Annotated in this window: 16 protein-coding genes; all 16 read right to left on the bottom strand. The window is 44.7% G+C overall.

Features of this window, described 5'->3' with window-relative positions:
• Positions 1-61: 61 nt before the first annotated feature.
• Positions 62-793 carry a 3-deoxy-manno-octulosonate cytidylyltransferase gene (gene kdsB / locus MXE28_RS01960; protein ID WP_226974208.1) on the bottom strand — a complete coding sequence of 244 codons (732 nt, stop codon included), beginning with the start codon at positions 791-793 and terminating at the stop codon, positions 62-64.
• Positions 790-1,920, bottom strand: a complete 1,131-nt coding sequence (lpxK, locus tag MXE28_RS01965) for a tetraacyldisaccharide 4'-kinase (protein WP_226974209.1) — start codon at positions 1,918-1,920, stop codon at positions 790-792. Before lpxK ends, kdsB begins: the two co-directional genes overlap by 4 nt.
• Before the next feature lie 43 nt (positions 1,921-1,963).
• A complete protein-coding gene (locus MXE28_RS01970; RefSeq protein WP_156704195.1) occupies positions 1,964-3,268 on the bottom strand; it encodes a 3-deoxy-D-manno-octulosonic acid transferase in 1,305 nt (434 codons plus the stop codon).
• A 2-nt stretch (positions 3,269-3,270) separates the two neighbouring features.
• Positions 3,271-5,001 carry a lipid A export permease/ATP-binding protein MsbA gene (gene msbA / locus MXE28_RS01975; protein ID WP_247239746.1) on the bottom strand — a complete coding sequence of 577 codons (1,731 nt, stop codon included), beginning with the start codon at positions 4,999-5,001 and terminating at the stop codon, positions 3,271-3,273.
• A gap of 18 nt (positions 5,002-5,019) precedes the next feature.
• A complete protein-coding gene (gene lpxB / locus MXE28_RS01980; RefSeq protein ID WP_226974211.1) occupies positions 5,020-6,261 on the bottom strand; it encodes a lipid-A-disaccharide synthase in 1,242 nt (413 codons plus the stop codon).
• A gap of 87 nt (positions 6,262-6,348) precedes the next feature.
• On the bottom strand, positions 6,349-7,170 hold the full coding sequence (gene lpxI / locus MXE28_RS01985) for a UDP-2,3-diacylglucosamine diphosphatase LpxI (protein WP_156704199.1): 822 nt from the start codon (positions 7,168-7,170) through the stop codon (positions 6,349-6,351).
• A 138-nt stretch (positions 7,171-7,308) separates the two neighbouring features.
• Entirely contained in the window at positions 7,309-8,121 is an 813-nt protein-coding gene (lpxA, locus tag MXE28_RS01990; RefSeq protein WP_021840886.1) for an acyl-ACP--UDP-N-acetylglucosamine O-acyltransferase, read from the bottom strand.
• A 190-nt stretch (positions 8,122-8,311) separates the two neighbouring features.
• On the bottom strand, positions 8,312-8,743 hold the full coding sequence (gene fabZ, locus MXE28_RS01995) for a 3-hydroxyacyl-ACP dehydratase FabZ (RefSeq protein WP_021840885.1): 432 nt from the start codon (positions 8,741-8,743) through the stop codon (positions 8,312-8,314).
• Between the two features lies 1 nt (position 8,744).
• Positions 8,745-9,578: a UDP-3-O-acyl-N-acetylglucosamine deacetylase gene (lpxC, locus tag MXE28_RS02000; RefSeq protein WP_247239747.1), complete on the bottom strand. Its 834-nt coding sequence runs from the start codon at positions 9,576-9,578 to the stop codon at positions 8,745-8,747.
• A 141-nt stretch (positions 9,579-9,719) separates the two neighbouring features.
• On the bottom strand, positions 9,720-10,625 hold the full coding sequence (locus tag MXE28_RS02005) for a lipid A biosynthesis (KDO)2-(lauroyl)-lipid IVA acyltransferase (RefSeq protein WP_021840883.1): 906 nt from the start codon (positions 10,623-10,625) through the stop codon (positions 9,720-9,722).
• 8 nt (positions 10,626-10,633) lie between these two features.
• Positions 10,634-11,665 (bottom strand): UDP-3-O-(3-hydroxymyristoyl)glucosamine N-acyltransferase, encoded by a 1,032-nt coding sequence (gene lpxD, locus MXE28_RS02010; RefSeq protein WP_021840882.1) that lies wholly within the window; start codon positions 11,663-11,665, stop codon positions 10,634-10,636.
• A 37-nt stretch (positions 11,666-11,702) separates the two neighbouring features.
• Positions 11,703-12,224 (bottom strand): OmpH family outer membrane protein, encoded by a 522-nt coding sequence (locus MXE28_RS02015; protein ID WP_021840881.1) that lies wholly within the window; start codon positions 12,222-12,224, stop codon positions 11,703-11,705.
• Between the two features lie 15 nt (positions 12,225-12,239).
• Positions 12,240-13,223: a hypothetical protein gene (locus MXE28_RS02020; protein WP_021840880.1), complete on the bottom strand. Its 984-nt coding sequence runs from the start codon at positions 13,221-13,223 to the stop codon at positions 12,240-12,242.
• Positions 13,224-13,266: 43 nt separating this feature from the next.
• Positions 13,267-13,776, bottom strand: a complete 510-nt coding sequence (locus MXE28_RS02025) for an OmpH family outer membrane protein (protein WP_226974212.1) — start codon at positions 13,774-13,776, stop codon at positions 13,267-13,269.
• A gap of 82 nt (positions 13,777-13,858) precedes the next feature.
• Positions 13,859-15,133 carry a hypothetical protein gene (locus tag MXE28_RS02030; protein ID WP_226974213.1) on the bottom strand — a complete coding sequence of 425 codons (1,275 nt, stop codon included), beginning with the start codon at positions 15,131-15,133 and terminating at the stop codon, positions 13,859-13,861.
• 2 nt (positions 15,134-15,135) lie between these two features.
• Positions 15,136-17,256, bottom strand: coding sequence for a BamA/TamA family outer membrane protein (locus tag MXE28_RS02035; RefSeq protein WP_226974214.1), 2,121 nt, complete (start codon positions 17,254-17,256; stop codon positions 15,136-15,138).
• Positions 17,257-17,317: the final 61 nt, after the last annotated feature.

A 17,317-nucleotide genomic window follows, 5' to 3' on the forward strand; every position in this document is an offset into this window, starting at 1 on the left:
ATCTCCTTATATAATACACTTCAAATTTAAAATTTTTATGGAAAAACCGATATATTTGCTCTTACAAGCCCTGTTTTTTAAAAATTTCATTAACAGCAGCCAAATCTTCCGGCGTATCGACACCGATAAAACGAGCCTCGGTTTTTATAACTTGAATAGCAATGCCATTTTCTAAAGCACGCAGTTGCTCCAATGACTCTGTAAGTTCTGCAGGCGTTGGCTCCATCTTCGCGAATTCCAGGAGAAAATCTCGGGTATACGCATAAATGCCGATATGCTTTAACGGTGCATTCACAAACGCATTGCGCGGGTAAGGAATCAACGAGCGGGAAAAATACATAGCCTGGCCTTTTAAATTACAAATAACCTTTACGGCTGACGGCTCATTATATTCTGCTTCCCCTAAAGGAGCGCCTACGGTCGCCATTTTAAACTCACCGTCATGACGGAATAAATCGCCCAAACTATCGATTAAATCCGGCGCAATCAAAGGTTCATCGCCCTGAACATTGATAATTACATCAATATCGGGTCTCGCTTCAGCCACTTCCGCCAAGCGATCGGTACCGGTCAAATGATTGGCCTTCGTCATAATAGCCGTGCCGCCAAAGCCCGCAACAGCATCAAATACACGCTGATCGTCCGTAGCCACAATGACTTCATCAGGCACTGCAGCCTTCGATACTTGCTCATAGACGCGCTGAATCATCGGTTTGCCCGCAATATCCGCCAATGGCTTACCGGGTAAACGGGTCGACGCATATCGTGCGGGAATGACACAAGCTATTTTCATAAAGTATCCTTCTTTCCTACGCCTTTAATACAGGCCTTAAACTCTTCTTCCCCTTTGATAAATTCAATACCGATAGGGATTACATATACAGGTATCTTCAAATCATGTACGGCTTGCATTTGACTTAATTTAACCGCATCTTTTTCGGTCGTCACAATGGCTGTAGCACCTTTGGCAAAAGCGGTACACCACATTTTAACCACATCATCGGTAGTATATTCATGATGATCGCCAAAGTCCAAACTGTCAATGACTTCATAGCCAAGACTGTTTACAGTGTGCTGAAATGATTCGGGCCGACCGATACCGCTCACCGTTAAAAACTTGTGAGACACTACGAGTGAAGCTTGCGCTTCTTCATTGCGCTCCCAAGAATCCAAAGTTTGCATGCCCAACGGCTTATGAATGGTTTCAACAATCGGAATGTTCGGTGCCAACTGCCCGAGGCGATGTTTAATACCGAATAGAATATCTGCCGGTACCTGATCCGTCTTAGTCAAAACGAATACATCGGCACGACGCAAACCGTCCAACGGTTCCCGTAAAAGACCGCGCGGTAATACGTGGTCATAGCCGAACGGATTAGCCGCATCAATGAGCACGATATCTAAATCACGAGCCAACTTGCGATGCTGAAAACCATCATCTAATACAAGTATATCACTACCGAGCGTTGCTGTCGCTACTTGGGCAGACGCTGCACGCTCACGACCGATAACCACACTGGTATGTCCCAGCCCTTTACCTAAGAGCCAAGCTTCATCACCACTCACGGCAGGGGTAACTTCCAAGCGACCGCAGCGCGATACAATGATTGTATCCTGATTATCCTCGGCCCGATAGCCTCGACTCAGTACAGCCGGTGCCATATTAAGCGATTCTAAATATTGGCAAATATAGCGCACCATCGGTGTCTTACCGGTACCGCCGGCCGTAATATTGCCAACGCTGATTACCGGCACGCTAGCCCTGGTAACGCCTTGGAGCTTATCAAATTTCTGATTGCGATAGGTCGCCCCTTGCGCATATACCATACTTAACAAACCGAGGCCGCCTCTGGCAACGTCTGCCAACGGCCCTTTTGCCCGACCGCTCACCAACTTTTTAAACAGTTGTTCCCCTTTCATGAGCTCTTACCTCCTTTGCCGTAACTTTACAATTTAGTCCAAGTTACGGAATGATGTGATAGTTTTCAAATAATTTACGTAACTCTTCCGTATTGCGCTGGGTGGCACCGCGGTTTTCATAAACAATCTCCAAACAGTTCCGCCCCATCGCTTCGCGACGTTCCTTATGGCGGCAAAGTTCGAGCATCGTATCGGTCAATTCTTTGCCATCTTTAACCATAAGACATGCATCTCTTGAGCTTAAGAGTGAGTAAATTTCTTTAAAGTTAAACATATGCGGCCCTACCAAAATCGGTTTGCCGTGAGCCGCCGGTTCTAAAATGTTATGACCCCCGGTGCGAACTAAGGAACCGCCTACAAATATAATATCACCTAAGCTGTAAAGCCTACCCAATTCACCGATTGTATCGAGTACCACCACCGGCGTTTTCTCATGAACCGGTCCGGTCATGACACTGCGACAAATCGCCTTGAGACCATACTTTTCAGCTAAACTTTTGACGTCATTGCCGCGCATAATTTCACGAGGCGCAATGAGTAAACGAGCTTCCGGATATACCTTTAAAATCTCATTAAAGGCCGTCAAAACAGCATCTTCCTCACCGCGATGCGTACTGCCGGCTACGATAATCGGATGGTTACGGCCAAAGCCGAATTCATCTTGGAGGTTCTTTTTCTCTTCGTCTGTCACCTGAGCATATGTCTGGTCGTACTTCGTATTACCGGTTACGGTAATGCGATCTTTGGCGGCGCCGAGATATTCGATATATTCCGCATCCAATTTAGACTGCATGCAGAAGTATTGAATGGACGCCAGCATTTCTTTCGTAAAGGAACGAATCATCCAGTACCGCTTCATACTGCGATCGCTGATGCGACCGTTTACCATCATAACTGGAATTTTTTCATCTTCCGCAATGCGCAAGAAGTTCGGCCAGATTTCCGTTTCTACGAGTAAAATCGTAATCGGTTTAATGATATCCAAAATACGACGCGTCAAAAACGGCAAATCCAGCGGAAAGAAAATAATCCCTTCCGCTTCCGGAATGATGCGATGTGCCATAGCATGGCCGGTGGCGGTAACCACCGATACGACTACGACTGCTTCCGGAAATTTCTTTTTAATATCTTTTACAATGGGACTGGTTGCCACAATTTCACCTACCGATGCGGCATGCACCCAAATAGCACGACGGCCTTCGATTTTGCGCATCAATGAATCGGGCATAAAACCGGCACTCTGCCGAATACGCTCATAGAAACCTTCTTCAAACGCCAGTCGATAGAGGATGACCGGTATCAAACCAATCCAATATATAATTAGTAATACGTTGTATACCCAATACATCCTTACTGTCCTTTACTTGCAAATTGCACGGAATATAAATGTTGATAGAGACCATTTTGAGCGAGGAGCTCTTCATGGGTTCCCACTTCTTCAATATGTCCCTGACGCAATACAATAATCTGATCCGCATTCTTGATGGTGCTGAGACGATGAGCAATAACGAACGCCGTACGGCCTTTCATCAATCGTTCCAACGCTTCCTGCACGATTTTTTCACTTTCCGTATCAAGAGCAGATGTAGCTTCGTCCAAAATCAAGATTTTCGGATTTTTCAAAATAGCTCGGGCAATGGCAATTCGTTGACGCTGACCGCCGGATAAGGAGCTGCCCCGCTCCCCTACCAAAGTGTCAAAACCGTGCGGTAATTTTTCGATAAATTCGAGGGCGTTAGCCGCTTTCGCTGCGGCATACACTTCCTCTTCCGTACCGTCTAAACGACCGTATAAGATATTATCGCGAATTGTGGCGTTAAATAACATCGTTTCCTGCGGCACCAAGCCTACCTGTTCACGCAAGGAGTTAAAGGTTACGTCGCGCACATCCACACCGTCAATGCGAAGTGCCCCCGCGGTTACATCATAAAAACGCGGCAACAAATTGGCAATGGTCGTCTTGCCGGCGCCGGATGGGCCTACAATGGCAACAACACGACCGGCCGGTACGGTGATGGATACATCCGTTAAAGCCGGTTTTTCACCGTCATAAGAGAATGACACGTGGTCAAATTCAACTTGACCGGCGAGTTCCGGTAAGGCAATCGCATTCGGCTTTTCCTTAACCTGTGGCTCGGTGTCCAAAATTTCGAAAACACGGTCGCCTGCAGCCATGGCTTTTTGAATATTGCCGTATACTTGGCTGAGACGTTTTACCGGATTCGACAAGTTAATCGCGTAGATTAAGAAAGCGATTAACGAACCGGCGGAAATAGCGCCTGTTACTACATTATAACCGCCATACCAGAGAATGACCGTTACCGCAATGGCAGCGGAAAATTCAACGAGCGGGCTCAATAAGGCGGATAACTTAGTGGCTTTCATAGCGGCCAAAAAGTTACGCTTATTTTCCTTCTCAAAACGCACGACTTCATAATCTTCACGAGCAAAGGAGCGAACTACGCGAATACCGGAAATGACTTCCTGCAAAAGGGATGTAATATCCGCAATACGGCCCTGCACATCATGACCGGCCAAGCGAAGGCGCTTACCGAAAACATTGATAAGGCCAAGCACGACCGGTACGATAATGAAGGTTACCAAGGTTAACTTCCAATCTATAAGAATCATAGAAACCAAGGACCCGATTAAGGTAACCCCTTCCGTGATGAAAGAAATCAAATTATCGACGATGGCCGTCTGCAAAGCACCAACGTCATTGGTTAAATTACTCATGACTACGCCCGTTTTACGGCGATCAAAATAAGCCTGATCGAGGCTCTGTAACTTTTTAAACAAGGCTTCACGAATATCGATGATAACTCGTTGTCCTACATAACTCATGGTATAGGTCTGACCGTAAGTGGCAAAACCGCGCACCAGAAAGACCAACAAAATGGCAACCACGATGAGATTTAACATCTGCATATCTTTCGCCTGCAGCACATCATCCACTACATTTTTGATGAGCCAAGGCACCACTAAATAAGCGGCTGCCGCTATAATCATACAAATTAAACCGAAAATCAAACGTCCGATATACGGTTTAATATATACTAATAATCGTTTATAACTTCCCATTCATATCCTCCGGAACCATTAATTTGCATCACCAGGGGTACTCTCATCGACACTGACCTTCGCATGGTCAATATCGCCGTCGGGTGCGCTAATATTGGCACTGTCAGTGTCGCCGTAATTTGAGCTGTTAGCAGCGCCGGCCACATTAGCTACCACTTGAGCTACACGCTTAACCGCACCTTCACCGCCTAAGGCTTCTTTAACGGCATGCAAATCATCAATCATGGTATTTCGTCTAACTGAATCCTCCAATAAAGAGGTCAATTCCTTAGCAATATTCACAGGAGTTACCTGCCCTTGCAATAATTCGGGAATCACTTCGCGCCCCGCCACAATATTCGGCAAGCCCACATGGGTTAAATTCACCAATAGTTTGCCTAACATAAAGGTAACCGGCGACAGACGGTACAATAAAATTGTGGGTAAACCCATCAACGCAGTCTCCAGCGTGGCCGTTCCTGATGCAGCGAGACACACATCACAGCTTTGCATTAAATCATAGGTATGGTCTTCTGTAATTGTAACGGGCACCTTATAGTTAGTAACAATAGCTTCTAATTCTTCTTTATCAATCGTATGCGCTCGCGGCAAGTAAAAAGCCAAATTGCTATGTTTTTGCATGACAATTTCCGCCCCTTTAAGCATACGGTCGAGGAGTCCCAACACTTCCTGCTTACGGCTTCCGGGCATGAGCAACACCCGCTTAGTGTCAGGATCCATATGGAAACAGGTCATCGCTTCAGCCTTCGTCATAGTCGGTTTCACAATATCCACCAACGGATTGCCCACAAATTCCACATCTACGCCGAATTCACGATACGCCGCCGCTTCAAAAGGAAATATGGACGCCACTTTGGTCACCGTCTTGGCAATATCCTTGCCGCGACTGCGATGCCAGGCCCATATAGTAGGGGCAATATAATAGACAACGGGAATCCCCAGGTCATGAGCGACTTTAGCCAGTTTCATATTAAAGCCGGGATAATCGACACAAACCAAAACATCCGGCTTTTCCCGCATCATAATATCTTTTAAATAGGCTCTCAGTTTGAAAAAAGAAGGCAATGCCTTAACAATTTCCACGATGCCGATGTAGCCGAGCTGTTTAATATCGTACACAATATTAACGCCCGCAGCAGCCATGCGCGAACCGCCCATGCCAAGCATGGTTACCTCGGGATATAAGGTTTTTAACGCGCCGGCAACACTGGCCGCATGCGTATCGCCCGATGCTTCTCCGGCGGAAAACATGACTTTCATCAGAACCTCCAAGATAGTAATTACGCTTTATCAAAATGCACTTCAAAGGCTTTTGCCCTATGAAATGCAACCCATTCTTTATCAGAATTATTCTTCTTCCGGACCGTCAACGGCACAGATAATAAGGCCTTTTTCGTTAGCCAATTTAATAACTTCGGCCTGCTCTACAAAGATAGTGCGCTCCGCTTCCATAGCAAGAATTTTGCAATCACTATCCAGCATAGATTGAATCGTTGTAAGACCCACAGCGGGCACGTCAAAACGCACATCCTGTCGTGGTTTGGCTGTTTTAACCACAACCGCATTGCCACGCCCTAAAGCACCGCCGCGCTTAATGCATGCATCGGTCCCTTCAATCGCTTCAATGGCCATAACAGCCATATCTTTGACCACAACGGTTTGACCGATGTCGAGTCCGCCCATTTGTTTGGCCACATCAAAACCGAAGAGGATATCGGCCATTTGTTCTTTGGACGGTTTAGCCTTCGTCAAGACACCCGCCTTAGGCATAAGAGGTTTCATATAAACGGTTTGGTCCACCACCTGAATACCTTCTTTAGCCAGTTCCTCCACGATAGTCAGCATAATCGTGTCATCCTTGCGATTGCGAAGTTTAGTGAGTAACTTAATGGTCCGCAAATCAGGCATAACCAACCCTTTAAATAAAATCTCTTTGGTTACTTTGCCGAGCATGGTCACTTCCGTGATGCCTTCTTTATGAAGTGTTTTAAAAATTTTATCTATCTTTGCCACATTGATTTCATAGAATGCATCAGCTTCCGCTTTTAGCTCAGGTTCCGTGTCGGGAATAACAGCAATAACGACTACTTCATAGCCTTCCGATTGCGCTGCTCGTAAAAATTCCACCGGCAATTTACCTACGCCGGCCAGTAATCCGACTTTTGCCATCGTTTCCTCCCAGTTCTTTGTATTTAAAGACATAATATATAATATTATATCAAATTTTACCTCATTTTTGAACAAAAAGAGCCTTCCCTTTCAGGGTCAAACCACTCTTTTGACCCGTCAAGGCAAGACTCTTACTTTTTAATCGCGGCGAAGACGCATAATGCCACGGTCTGCATTGCGCAAGAAACGCAATAAGTTCTCAATTTCTACGGAAGAGTTTAATTGCATTTCCATTTCTTCAATCGCTCTGGATAAGCTAAAACCGGAGCGATAAATGATGCGGAATGCCTGTTTCAAATCATGGCGTACTTCTTCAGAAATTCCGGCACGGGATAAACCTACGGAATTAAGGCCGATTACACGAGCCGGCTGGCCGTCGGCAATTACGTAAGGCGGAATATCCTGCACTACTTTAGCCATACCGCCGACCATGGCGTTACGACCGATTTTTACAAACTGATGAATGCCCGCAATACCGCCGATAACTACTCGATCTTCGACGATAACATGACCGGCGAGACCGGCACAGTTACTCATAATTACATTGTTGCCTACGATGCAGTTATGGGCAACATGAGTGCATGCCTGGAATAGGCAGTTATTGCCTATGCGAGTTTCTTCACCTTCACCGGTAGCACGACTGATGGTAACGCATTCACGAATGACTGTTTCATCACCAATATTGCAAAAGCTCTTTTCACCTTTAAACTTTAGATCTTGAGGTTCTAACCCTACAGCCGACCCCGGGTAAAGTTCACAACGTTGTCCAATGGTAGTCCAACCGCCTACGACTACATTGGCACCGATTTTGGTTCCGTCTCCGATGGATACATTTTCACCGATTACGGCACCGGGGCCGATAATTACCCCTTGGCCAATCTTAGCGTCCGGATGTACCACCGCGGTGCTATGTATATTAGAGGTAGCATTCTCCATGCCTACTACTATCATCTATGTCACTCCTTGCTCTGTTGAGATTGCGACTATTACGCTAAATGTTGCTTTATTAATAACATAATCGTAATAAACTTAAATTAGTGAACTTTCATTTTAGAAAGTTTTACAATCAGGAACAGAGAAATTTTATAATAATTATGAGAAAATATGCTTTTATCACATTTTATCTCGAGTTTTTAAAGTTTTACTTCTTTACAAGTGCAAACATGTACTCGCCACTGGCTACCAATTTATCGCCAACGTAGGCTCTGCCTTCTACCTTACCCATCATGCCTTTAATTTTTACAACATCCGCTTCCATGCGAACTTGGTCGCCCGGTTTTACAGGATGACGGAAACGTACTTTATCAATGCCTGTAAACATAGGTGTAAGACCACGGTTTTCTTCCGGATACAGAAGGGCAATGCCGCCAACTTGAGCGATCGCTTCCGTTAACAATACGCCGGGCATTACCGGGTTTCCCGGGAAATGACCTTGGAAGAACAATTCATTCATTGTAGCATTTTTAATGCCTACGGCACGCTTCATAGGTTCCAATTCAATAATACGATCAACCAATAATAGTGGGTATCGATGCGGTAAAATTTCCATAATGTCTTCAACTGTAAGAATCATCTTAATCCTCCTTCATTTCTTGCAAAATTTCACGGGCCAAACGGGAATTCAATTCATGACTGGACTTCAACGCAATAATATGTCCCTTAATCGGTCCGAGGAGGAATAAATCCCCAAGAATGTCCAATATTTTGTGTCGAACCAATTCATCATCAAAACGCGGCACCGATAAACATTTGGTATCATCATAAACCAAAACATTATCCACATTGCCGCCCTTAGCGAGTCCCATTGCTTGCAACTGTTTTAATTCACTCATAAAACCGATAGTTCGCGCCGGTGAGATTTCACTGACAAACACGTCAGAATTTATGTCAATATCCACCTGTTGTGTCCCCAGTAGCGGATGATTGTTGACCGAAGTAAAAGTTACACGTAAACCATCATAAGGTACGATTAAAATATAACGATCGCCGTCATATACAGTATGAGCCTGTTTTACTGCATATACCTTACGCTCCGCAGCCAATTCTTTAACCCCTGCGGTTTGCATCAAATCTACAAACACAGCTGCACTGCCGTCACCAATCGGTGGTTCCGGCGAATTCAATTCTACATAGCAATTATCTATGCCCAATCCATAAAAAGCCCCCAATAAATGTTCTACCGTAAATACTTTGGCTTCACCCGATTCCAAGGTGGTAGCCCGGTTTGTATTGGTAACATTGGCCGGAGTTGCTTTAACTGAAGGATTCCCCGGTAAATCAGTGCGCACAAACACAATCCCTGTATCAGCTGTTGCCGGACGTAATGTCATGGTCACCGGCAGACCGCTATGGAGTCCTGTGCCTTCATAGGCAATTTCTTTAACGAGGGTCTTTTGCTTAAGTACCATCAGACTCCTCCTTTCCTTGTCATAACCTGGGAACGATAAGAGTGACCCTACTATTCGATTGCACATACATTGCGAAAGGTCACTCTTCAATACACTGTCTTTTATTATATACTATTCTCAAAAGACATGGCAAGTATGGTCTCAGTCCTTCATTGGATCCGGTGGTACTTCCATTTTACCTGCATAATAACGGCGTGTCCACTTCCAACGATTGTGAAGCCAGAACCAGTCTTCCGGATAGCGTCTGATATAGTCTTCAATCCATTCATTTAAACGAGTCAACGTAACTGCGGTGTCTCGTTTTTTGTCATCCGTATGCTCCGCATAGAACGGCGGATGGGCGGTAACGATGTATTTTTCTTCAAATTCATCGTAGCGAATGGTTACCGGTATAATCGGAACATCTTGCATACGACCCATTACGGCCGGTCCTACCGGGGTCAAGGTTTCATAGCCGAAGAACGGCACCAATTGCCCTTGGGCAGCCGGATCCTGGTCCATAATAAGACCAATCATAGAGCCTTTTTGAAGCTCTCTGATCATTTCGCGTACACCGGTTTTATACGTCACATGCTGATGCATGAGCGCTCTATATTCATTGATAAATTTATCGGCGTCCCCATTTTGTCTCATGGCAACCGATATTAACGGATAGCCTTCGGATGCTAAAATACCGCCCAGAAGTTCCCAGTTGCTGCTGTGAATCGCCATGAGCACAGCTCCCTTACCGCCTTCTTGGGCATCATCCAAATATTCACGGTCAACCCATTCGAACATTTCTTTATATTTGCCATCCTTAATTTCCGGATAACGCAATACATCGATAATCATACGTCCGAAGCGGGTTGTACTCTTTTTAGCTATTCGTCTTGCTTCTTTAGGATCGTCTGTAATATTGCAGAATAAAATCTGCCCTATAGCCAATTTGCGGCGTTTCGGCGGTAAAAACAGCCAAAAAATCTCGCCCAGCAAATAGCCGATACCATATTGTATACTATGAGGCATCATACAGATAAAAGCACTAAAGAGCTTCATAAACCTATACATATACTCTCCTATTTCGCCGCCAATTCTTCTTTTAAGGCAGCCAGTTCTTTTTCTAAACGCTTAATTGTTTTGGCCATATCCGGCAAACGATTTTCATAAGCAGCCAATTTAAGCCATTCCTTATGAGGTCGATGCGGATAGCCGGCATAGGTCCCATTGGCCGAAACATTACCGACAATGCCTGTCTTCCCTGCAAAGGTAACATTGTCACCGATGGTGATGTGACCGGTACAACCGGTCTGACCGGCAAAAATTACATGATTGCCGCATTTAGTACTGCCTGCAATCCCAACCTGCGCAATGAGGAAGCAATCTTCACCGATTTCAACATTGTGCCCTAAATGCACCAAATTGTCAATCTTAGTGCCTCTTCTTACCAAGGTGGAACCCATAGTTGCATTATCAATACAGGAACAAGAGCCTACTTCCACATCATCTTCAAGGATTACATTGCCAACTTGCGGGATATGCGTATGTTTCCCCGCTTCGGTAGCAAAACCGAAGCCTTCACCGCCAATAACGGCTTTAGCTCTAAGAATTACGCGTTTACCTAAAATACAATTTTCATGAACAATGGCACCGCTGTATAAAGTAGAGTCGTCGCCAATGCGTACATTATGACCTACGTAAACATAAGGATGTAATACTACATTGTCACCGATAACCGCATTATCATAAATAATGCAGTATGGTCCTACCGTAACATTCTTGCCTAATGTTACATTGTTGCCGATAATCGCTGTTTCATGAATACCGGTAGGAAATACTACCGGCGGATGGAAAATCTGTAAAATCTGTGCAAAAGCGGCCTTAGCATTATGAACTACAATTTGAGGAATGCTCACATCGGCCAACGGTGCTTCTACAATGACAGCGCCTGCTTTGCTTTGCCCTACATGTTCACAATATTCGCCTATGGCAAATGAAATTGCCTGCGGTGCCGCTTGATCGAGACCACGGGTTTCCGTAATCTCAACGCTGCCGTCACCTACTACTTTACCTTCTACACTCTTTGCCAGTTCCTCAACTGTATACTTCACCGTGAAAGTCTCCTCTCGCTGATCGAATTAATCGTTATTATTTGTTACTTTCAGTGCTGCCGGATGTTGCTGTGCTCTGTGCGTTAGCGTCACCACTCGCTGCCTGATTGGCATTGGCATCGCTTGCATTAGCCGCTTTACCCATTTTGTTCAATACTTCTTCAGTCAAATCAACGCCACCGCTGATTAAAGCATTCTTTTCAACTACGGCAGTAATATTTTTTTCTTTCGCAATAGCCTGTACATTCGTATCTACAGCGTTGCGGAAATCATTAATCATAGCCTGCTGATAAGCCTGGAATTCCTGCTGAGCTTTCTGTTGATTCTGCATCATAGTGTTGGCATCTTGACCGGCACTTTGATCCTGAGCTAAACGAGCATTAATTTCAGTAAATTTAGCCTGTAATTTATTATTCGTATCCTGACCTTTTTGGCTGTCAGTCATGATTTTTTGCATATCTACATAACCAACCTGTTCAGTAGTACCGCAACCGGCAACTAAGCCTACGGATACCATCATAGTTAAACCGGCCAAAATACGTTTTACATTCTTATTCATTGTAAAAAACTCCTTTTATTGAGCAACCGAATAGGATGCAATAATAGCATCGGTCACATCAGTTGCATTAACATTTGAAACTTCATCAATAACTATTAAATCGAGGTTCTTTTCCTTTGCCACCACCATGGCGCGCATGCGTACATCTTCCAAAATGGCGTCATGAAGGGCTTCTACTTCACTTTGTTTTGCTTTCATGCGTGAATCCCAGGCCGTATTCCACTCTACCGGATTTGGCAGATTATTGGTTGCCATAATAGATTCCGCTTTAGCTTTTACCATTATATCACGACGGGCGAGTAATTCTTTTTGAAGATTAGCCGCATAGTCATCCAGTTCTTTTTGACCGGACGCACGAATCGGTGCCAACTCGGCATCGACCTTCTGCTCTAAATCTTGCAAATTCCCCTGTACGGATTGACTGCGCGATGCCAAGAGTTCTTGTAACTCTTTCTCTTTGGCAGCCCGTTCAGCTTCAATAGCCGTTTTTTGTTCTTCCGTTACTGCTATAGGTGCCGTATTGGCACTTAATTCCAATTGCAAATTAACAATTCGTAAATCCGCTTCGGTCATTTCCGTTTTAACTTCACCGCGATACTTATTGATTAAAGCGATACGCTGTTTTTGATAAGCTACATTCAGTTCCTGTTCTTTAGCTTTTACCTTAGTAATTAATTCCGTATTCAGTAAATCGGTGATTTCCTTGTCGGAGCCTAAGGCCTGAAGTGCTAAAGACTGTTGCTGCGATTTTTGCGTTAAGCTTTGCTGCTCATTTTTATATTGAGCCTGCAAATCATCTAATTCTTTTTTAGCTTGCGTATATTCATCATAGGATGGGTTAAATTTGATGACCTTTTCCATTTTAACAATGCCGATTTTCGGCATATTAGGAGTTGAAGTCGTTTTTTTATCATCCAAACGATTATGAATAAACAAGCCCGCGAGTAAGGCGGCAATTACAACGACAACAACAGAAATCCAACGATACTGCGGCTTCATTGTACCGCCTCCTCTCTATTCAACAAACGAATCATCTGTCCGATTATTTCTGGCTGCTTGAATCGGTAGCATCAGAGTTACCGCTCAATTTACGCTGTACCTGGTCGGTAATATCTACACCGCCGTATAAAACAGTACGTTTATCCATAACAATGGATAAACCTTTAGCATCGGCAACAGCTTTGGACGCATCACTTACCTGACTCTGAATTTTCTTCTGGATTTCCATCATTTTATCCTGAACTTTGCCTTGGTATTCAGAAGCAAGTGCTGCTTTTTGGTTATCGTCCATATTAGCGGATTTAGTATTAAATTCATCGCTTAACTGTTTCTTATAATCATCCAATTCTTTATTGGCTTCAATGACTGCCGGTGAAGCGGCATTCAATACTTTAGTCGTATCGATAACGCCAATGTTGCTGTCCGCATCGGATGCAATGGTTGGCGTAGCCATTTGTGTGTACGCGATGGCGCCGATACCTAAGAGGAATATAACGGCAACAAATAAGGATACAAACTTCTTGTTCTTTTGGTTATTAATTAACCGCATCATAGGTAATATACCTTCTTTCTTTTTTGAAAAAATCTATGCATAATCGACTTAAACTTTATATGTCAAGATTCTTATTTTAACATTAAATATAGCCGATCAGGCGTAACCAATTATCGTCATCATTGACCACGTATTCCAAGGTCAAATAATTATTCAAATCATAGGCTAAACCGAACTCATTACGCTTGATTTCAAAATCTCGCTGAGCTCTCACATGCCAACGACTGCCGATATCCTGGCGGAGCCACACACGACTATATTTATCGGACAAGTTATATTGGTAAGCCAAGGTAGTATCTTGCGTAAAGTGATACGCATAGGACGGATAAAACGCCCATTTATAATCATCGGGGAAGAAATTTGTTTCCAAATACCAATCTCCCTTGCCTTGCTTAATGCCGGTAAATAACTTAATACCTACATTGTGATCCGTTTCCGTCCCCATATCCAAGTATCCTTCAGCACGTACAATATAGCGCGATGAATCGACTTGAATCTTGAGGAGTAAATCAGTCCCCAACTGCAACGACGGCTTCATGGAAATACCGAAACGCTGACTGGCCTTGCTATTGTCGAGGCCTTGTTGGATAACTCCCAGCAAATCGCTTTCATGACGAGCAATGAATGATACCGGCACGCCTTCTAAGCCGACTAAATACTCATCATAATAGCGTTTAGTCGCATAGAAAACCGTACTTGGCAATGTGTTTGAAGCAATTTCCGTACTGCTGTGACGGACCACCGCCCCTTGGGGAATTAAATAAACTTTAACCTTCGTCTTGGCGCCCGGTATGATTTCAACTTGCGGAATAAATTCCGGTAACGCCCCTTCCAATTCATTGCGAACCAGCTGACTGGTGACCGCCGTGGCCCAATCTAATGAGTCGAGCGGCGCCCCCAAAAGGATTTGTTCAATCCGCGGCTCCACAAAGGAAATATCGCGAGCTACCCACTCTTGAGCAAGCGGGGTTAAATTACCGTAATCCACCGTAACAGCTACGGCTTGAATGGTCTGCCCATACGGTCTGAGGCGCACGTCAAGTTGACTGTTCACCCCCGGTGTAATCGTCAAGGACTCCACCGTATAACCGTATAAAATTCGATCGATAATATCGGTTGTTACTTTCTGATATGTCGCTTGCCCGGCTGCCAATGCTTCCGTATCGGTCCCTACATACAACTTATCGGCCGCTGTTTGCACGGCGGCGGTCATACGTTTAGCCAAAACGGCCGGCAACGGTTGCCGACTACCGGAAAGACTCACCGTTACCGACTCAATGGGCTCAGCCTGAGCAACTGTCGTCACCGACGCCATCATACAGAGAGCGGCGGTGACGCGTAAGCCCCATTGTTTCATAATTAGAACTGTCCACCAAAGCTGAAGTGGAATTTGTTGTCATCTTTGCTTACACCATAGTCAAGACGGATAGGTCCGATTGGTGTGGAAATACGAACACCGGCACCGACGGAGATATTGAAGGATTTATCATCATCGTACCAAGTTACGTGCGGTGCATCCCATGCATCACCCATATCGGTGAAGAGTACACCCGTTACTTTATTGAAGATGGGTACACGGTATTCCAAGGTAGCATTGTACATTTTCTTACCGCGGAACTGATCGTCTTCAAAACCACGCAACGTATCGGCACCACCTAAGGTGTAGAGAGCGCTGTACGGTACATCACCCTGTGCCCAACCTAAGCGAGCACGGAAAGCGATTACCTGATTGTTACCGATAGCTTTGTAGTTACGATATTCACCGGTGAATTTATAGTAATCGAAGTCACCGCCTAAGCCGTGGCCTGCCCATTGAACGGTAGCGGATACACGTTTACCGCGTTTAGGATCGTAAATGTTATCACGGGAGTCGTAAACTTTCTGCCAAGATACGCTGTTGGTACGACCGAAGTTGTTTTCGATGTAGTTATCACCTTTGAAGTCATATTTTTCATTATTCCATGTATAACTACCGTATTTTGCCGGATCAGAACCTTCACCGGCACCTTCAGCATAGTTGTAACCGCTGTTTTCATCTTCGTCAAACTTCCAGCCGTCTTTACGGGTTTCCAAGGTTACATAGTCACGGGTATATTCGCCGGTCTGACGACCTAAGGACACGTTAATCCCTTTCTGCGTTTTTACATATTGAGAAATTTCATCCCCGTCCGAGTTATAGTCGGTATACGTATCTTCACGGTCGAAAATAGTTAAGCCGAGGGATGTACCCTTGCTGTCAATCCAAGGACGCAAGTAGGATACGGAGTAGTTTTTATAACCGGCCGTACCGCCGAACTCCCAGTGAACTTTAATCTTGTCACCGGTACCGCGCAAGTTATCTTCCCCAACTTCTACGATACCAACGAAACCGTCGGAATCAGAGTAACCGGCACCTAAGGTAATGGTACCTGTTTTATGTTCCAATACGTCGATTTCGATGACTACTTTGTCAGGTGTGGAACCTTCCAACAAACGTACGTTAACGTCATCGAAGTAACCTAAGTTGTATACTTTTTCAACAGAACGACGAACGAGGAATTTATTGAATGGTTGGCCTTTTTTCTGGTTGAATTCACGAAGAATTACATAATCTTTAGTCTTTTTATTACCATGTGGCACGATATCTTCTACGATACCTTCTGTAATGGAAATATGAAGGACACCGTCTTGGTCAACGGCCATATCGTTAACACGAGCCAAAATATAACCGTCACGGTTATAAGCGGCGTTGATACCTTGGATACGTTCGCCTACTTGAACCGTATTAAGAACGGTATTCGGTTGTACGTTCAAATAGTTAACAAGCATTTCATTGCTGTAAACAGTATTGCCTTCGAACTGTACGGATTTTACAACCGGGTTAACCGTTACTTTGTAAGCAACTTTAACACCTTCCGGCACAACGGTGATTACCGGATTGATTTCAGATAAATAGCCGCTGGAACCTAACGCGGAAATATCCGCTTTAATAGCCGCCGGCGTTAAAGTATCACCGATATGGCTCTTTAACAAGGCCATGTATTCATCCTGTACTTCAGCCGGTAAGCCTTCAATGGAAAAACCGGTCATTACTTTGCCTTCATATGGCTGTAATTGTTCATCCGTAACACTGGAGAAATAGCGTGCATCCGGGGTGGTAATAGCCGTCTGTACGCCGGCCGCCTGTTGTTCTTCTAAACGGGCGCCTTCACCTTTGGCAACGGTCAAAACCGCTGAATCGGTAGTAGCTAACGATGAATTGTCCAACTCGATACGTTTGGCTTCTTGTTCGTCAGATTTCTGTGCTTCTTCAATCCCGCCACGAGCCGCTGTAATAGCGTCTTGGGCCGCTTGGTCTTGAGCACTTACCGCTGTAACTGCGGCAGTTGAATTCTGCGTAGTTGCTGTACTCGTTTCATCCGCAGCCCATACGGTAGTACCGCTCAACGCGGCTACCACTGCTACAGCCAACATGTTTTTATAGGCTCTCTTATTCATCATTTACTACATCCTCCTAAAATAATGCCTTCATATTTATAAACACATTGCTTTTAATGCTTTA

This window comes from Veillonella sp. KGMB01456 (assembly GCF_023051165.1).
Taxonomy (GTDB): Bacteria; Bacillota; Negativicutes; order Veillonellales; family Veillonellaceae; genus Veillonella_A.

What these genes read in the sequence shown, in the direction of transcription:
- kdsB (WP_226974208.1), bottom strand. Translation starts at nt 793, where the DNA reads ATGAAAATAGCTTGTGTCATTCCCGCACGATATGCGTCGACCCGTTTA.
- lpxK (WP_226974209.1), bottom strand. Translation starts at nt 1,920, where the DNA reads ATGAAAGGGGAACAACTGTTTAAAAAGTTGGTGAGCGGTCGGGCAAAA.
- MXE28_RS01970 (WP_156704195.1), bottom strand. Translation starts at nt 3,268, where the DNA reads ATGTATTGGGTATACAACGTATTACTAATTATATATTGGATTGGTTTG.
- msbA (WP_247239746.1), bottom strand. Translation starts at nt 5,001, where the DNA reads ATGGGAAGTTATAAACGATTATTAGTATATATTAAACCGTATATCGGA.
- lpxB (WP_226974211.1), bottom strand. Translation starts at nt 6,261, where the DNA reads ATGAAAGTCATGTTTTCCGCCGGAGAAGCATCGGGCGATACGCATGCG.
- lpxI (WP_156704199.1), bottom strand. Translation starts at nt 7,170, where the DNA reads ATGGCAAAAGTCGGATTACTGGCCGGCGTAGGTAAATTGCCGGTGGAA.
- lpxA (WP_021840886.1), bottom strand. Translation starts at nt 8,121, where the DNA reads ATGATAGTAGTAGGCATGGAGAATGCTACCTCTAATATACATAGCACC.
- fabZ (WP_021840885.1), bottom strand. Translation starts at nt 8,743, where the DNA reads ATGATTCTTACAGTTGAAGACATTATGGAAATTTTACCGCATCGATAC.
- lpxC (WP_247239747.1), bottom strand. Translation starts at nt 9,578, where the DNA reads ATGGTACTTAAGCAAAAGACCCTCGTTAAAGAAATTGCCTATGAAGGC.
- MXE28_RS02005 (WP_021840883.1), bottom strand. Translation starts at nt 10,625, where the DNA reads ATGTATAGGTTTATGAAGCTCTTTAGTGCTTTTATCTGTATGATGCCT.
- MXE28_RS02015 (WP_021840881.1), bottom strand. Translation starts at nt 12,224, where the DNA reads ATGAATAAGAATGTAAAACGTATTTTGGCCGGTTTAACTATGATGGTA.
- MXE28_RS02020 (WP_021840880.1), bottom strand. Translation starts at nt 13,223, where the DNA reads ATGAAGCCGCAGTATCGTTGGATTTCTGTTGTTGTCGTTGTAATTGCC.
- MXE28_RS02025 (WP_226974212.1), bottom strand. Translation starts at nt 13,776, where the DNA reads ATGATGCGGTTAATTAATAACCAAAAGAACAAGAAGTTTGTATCCTTA.
- MXE28_RS02030 (WP_226974213.1), bottom strand. Translation starts at nt 15,133, where the DNA reads ATGAAACAATGGGGCTTACGCGTCACCGCCGCTCTCTGTATGATGGCG.
- MXE28_RS02035 (WP_226974214.1), bottom strand. Translation starts at nt 17,256, where the DNA reads ATGATGAATAAGAGAGCCTATAAAAACATGTTGGCTGTAGCAGTGGTA.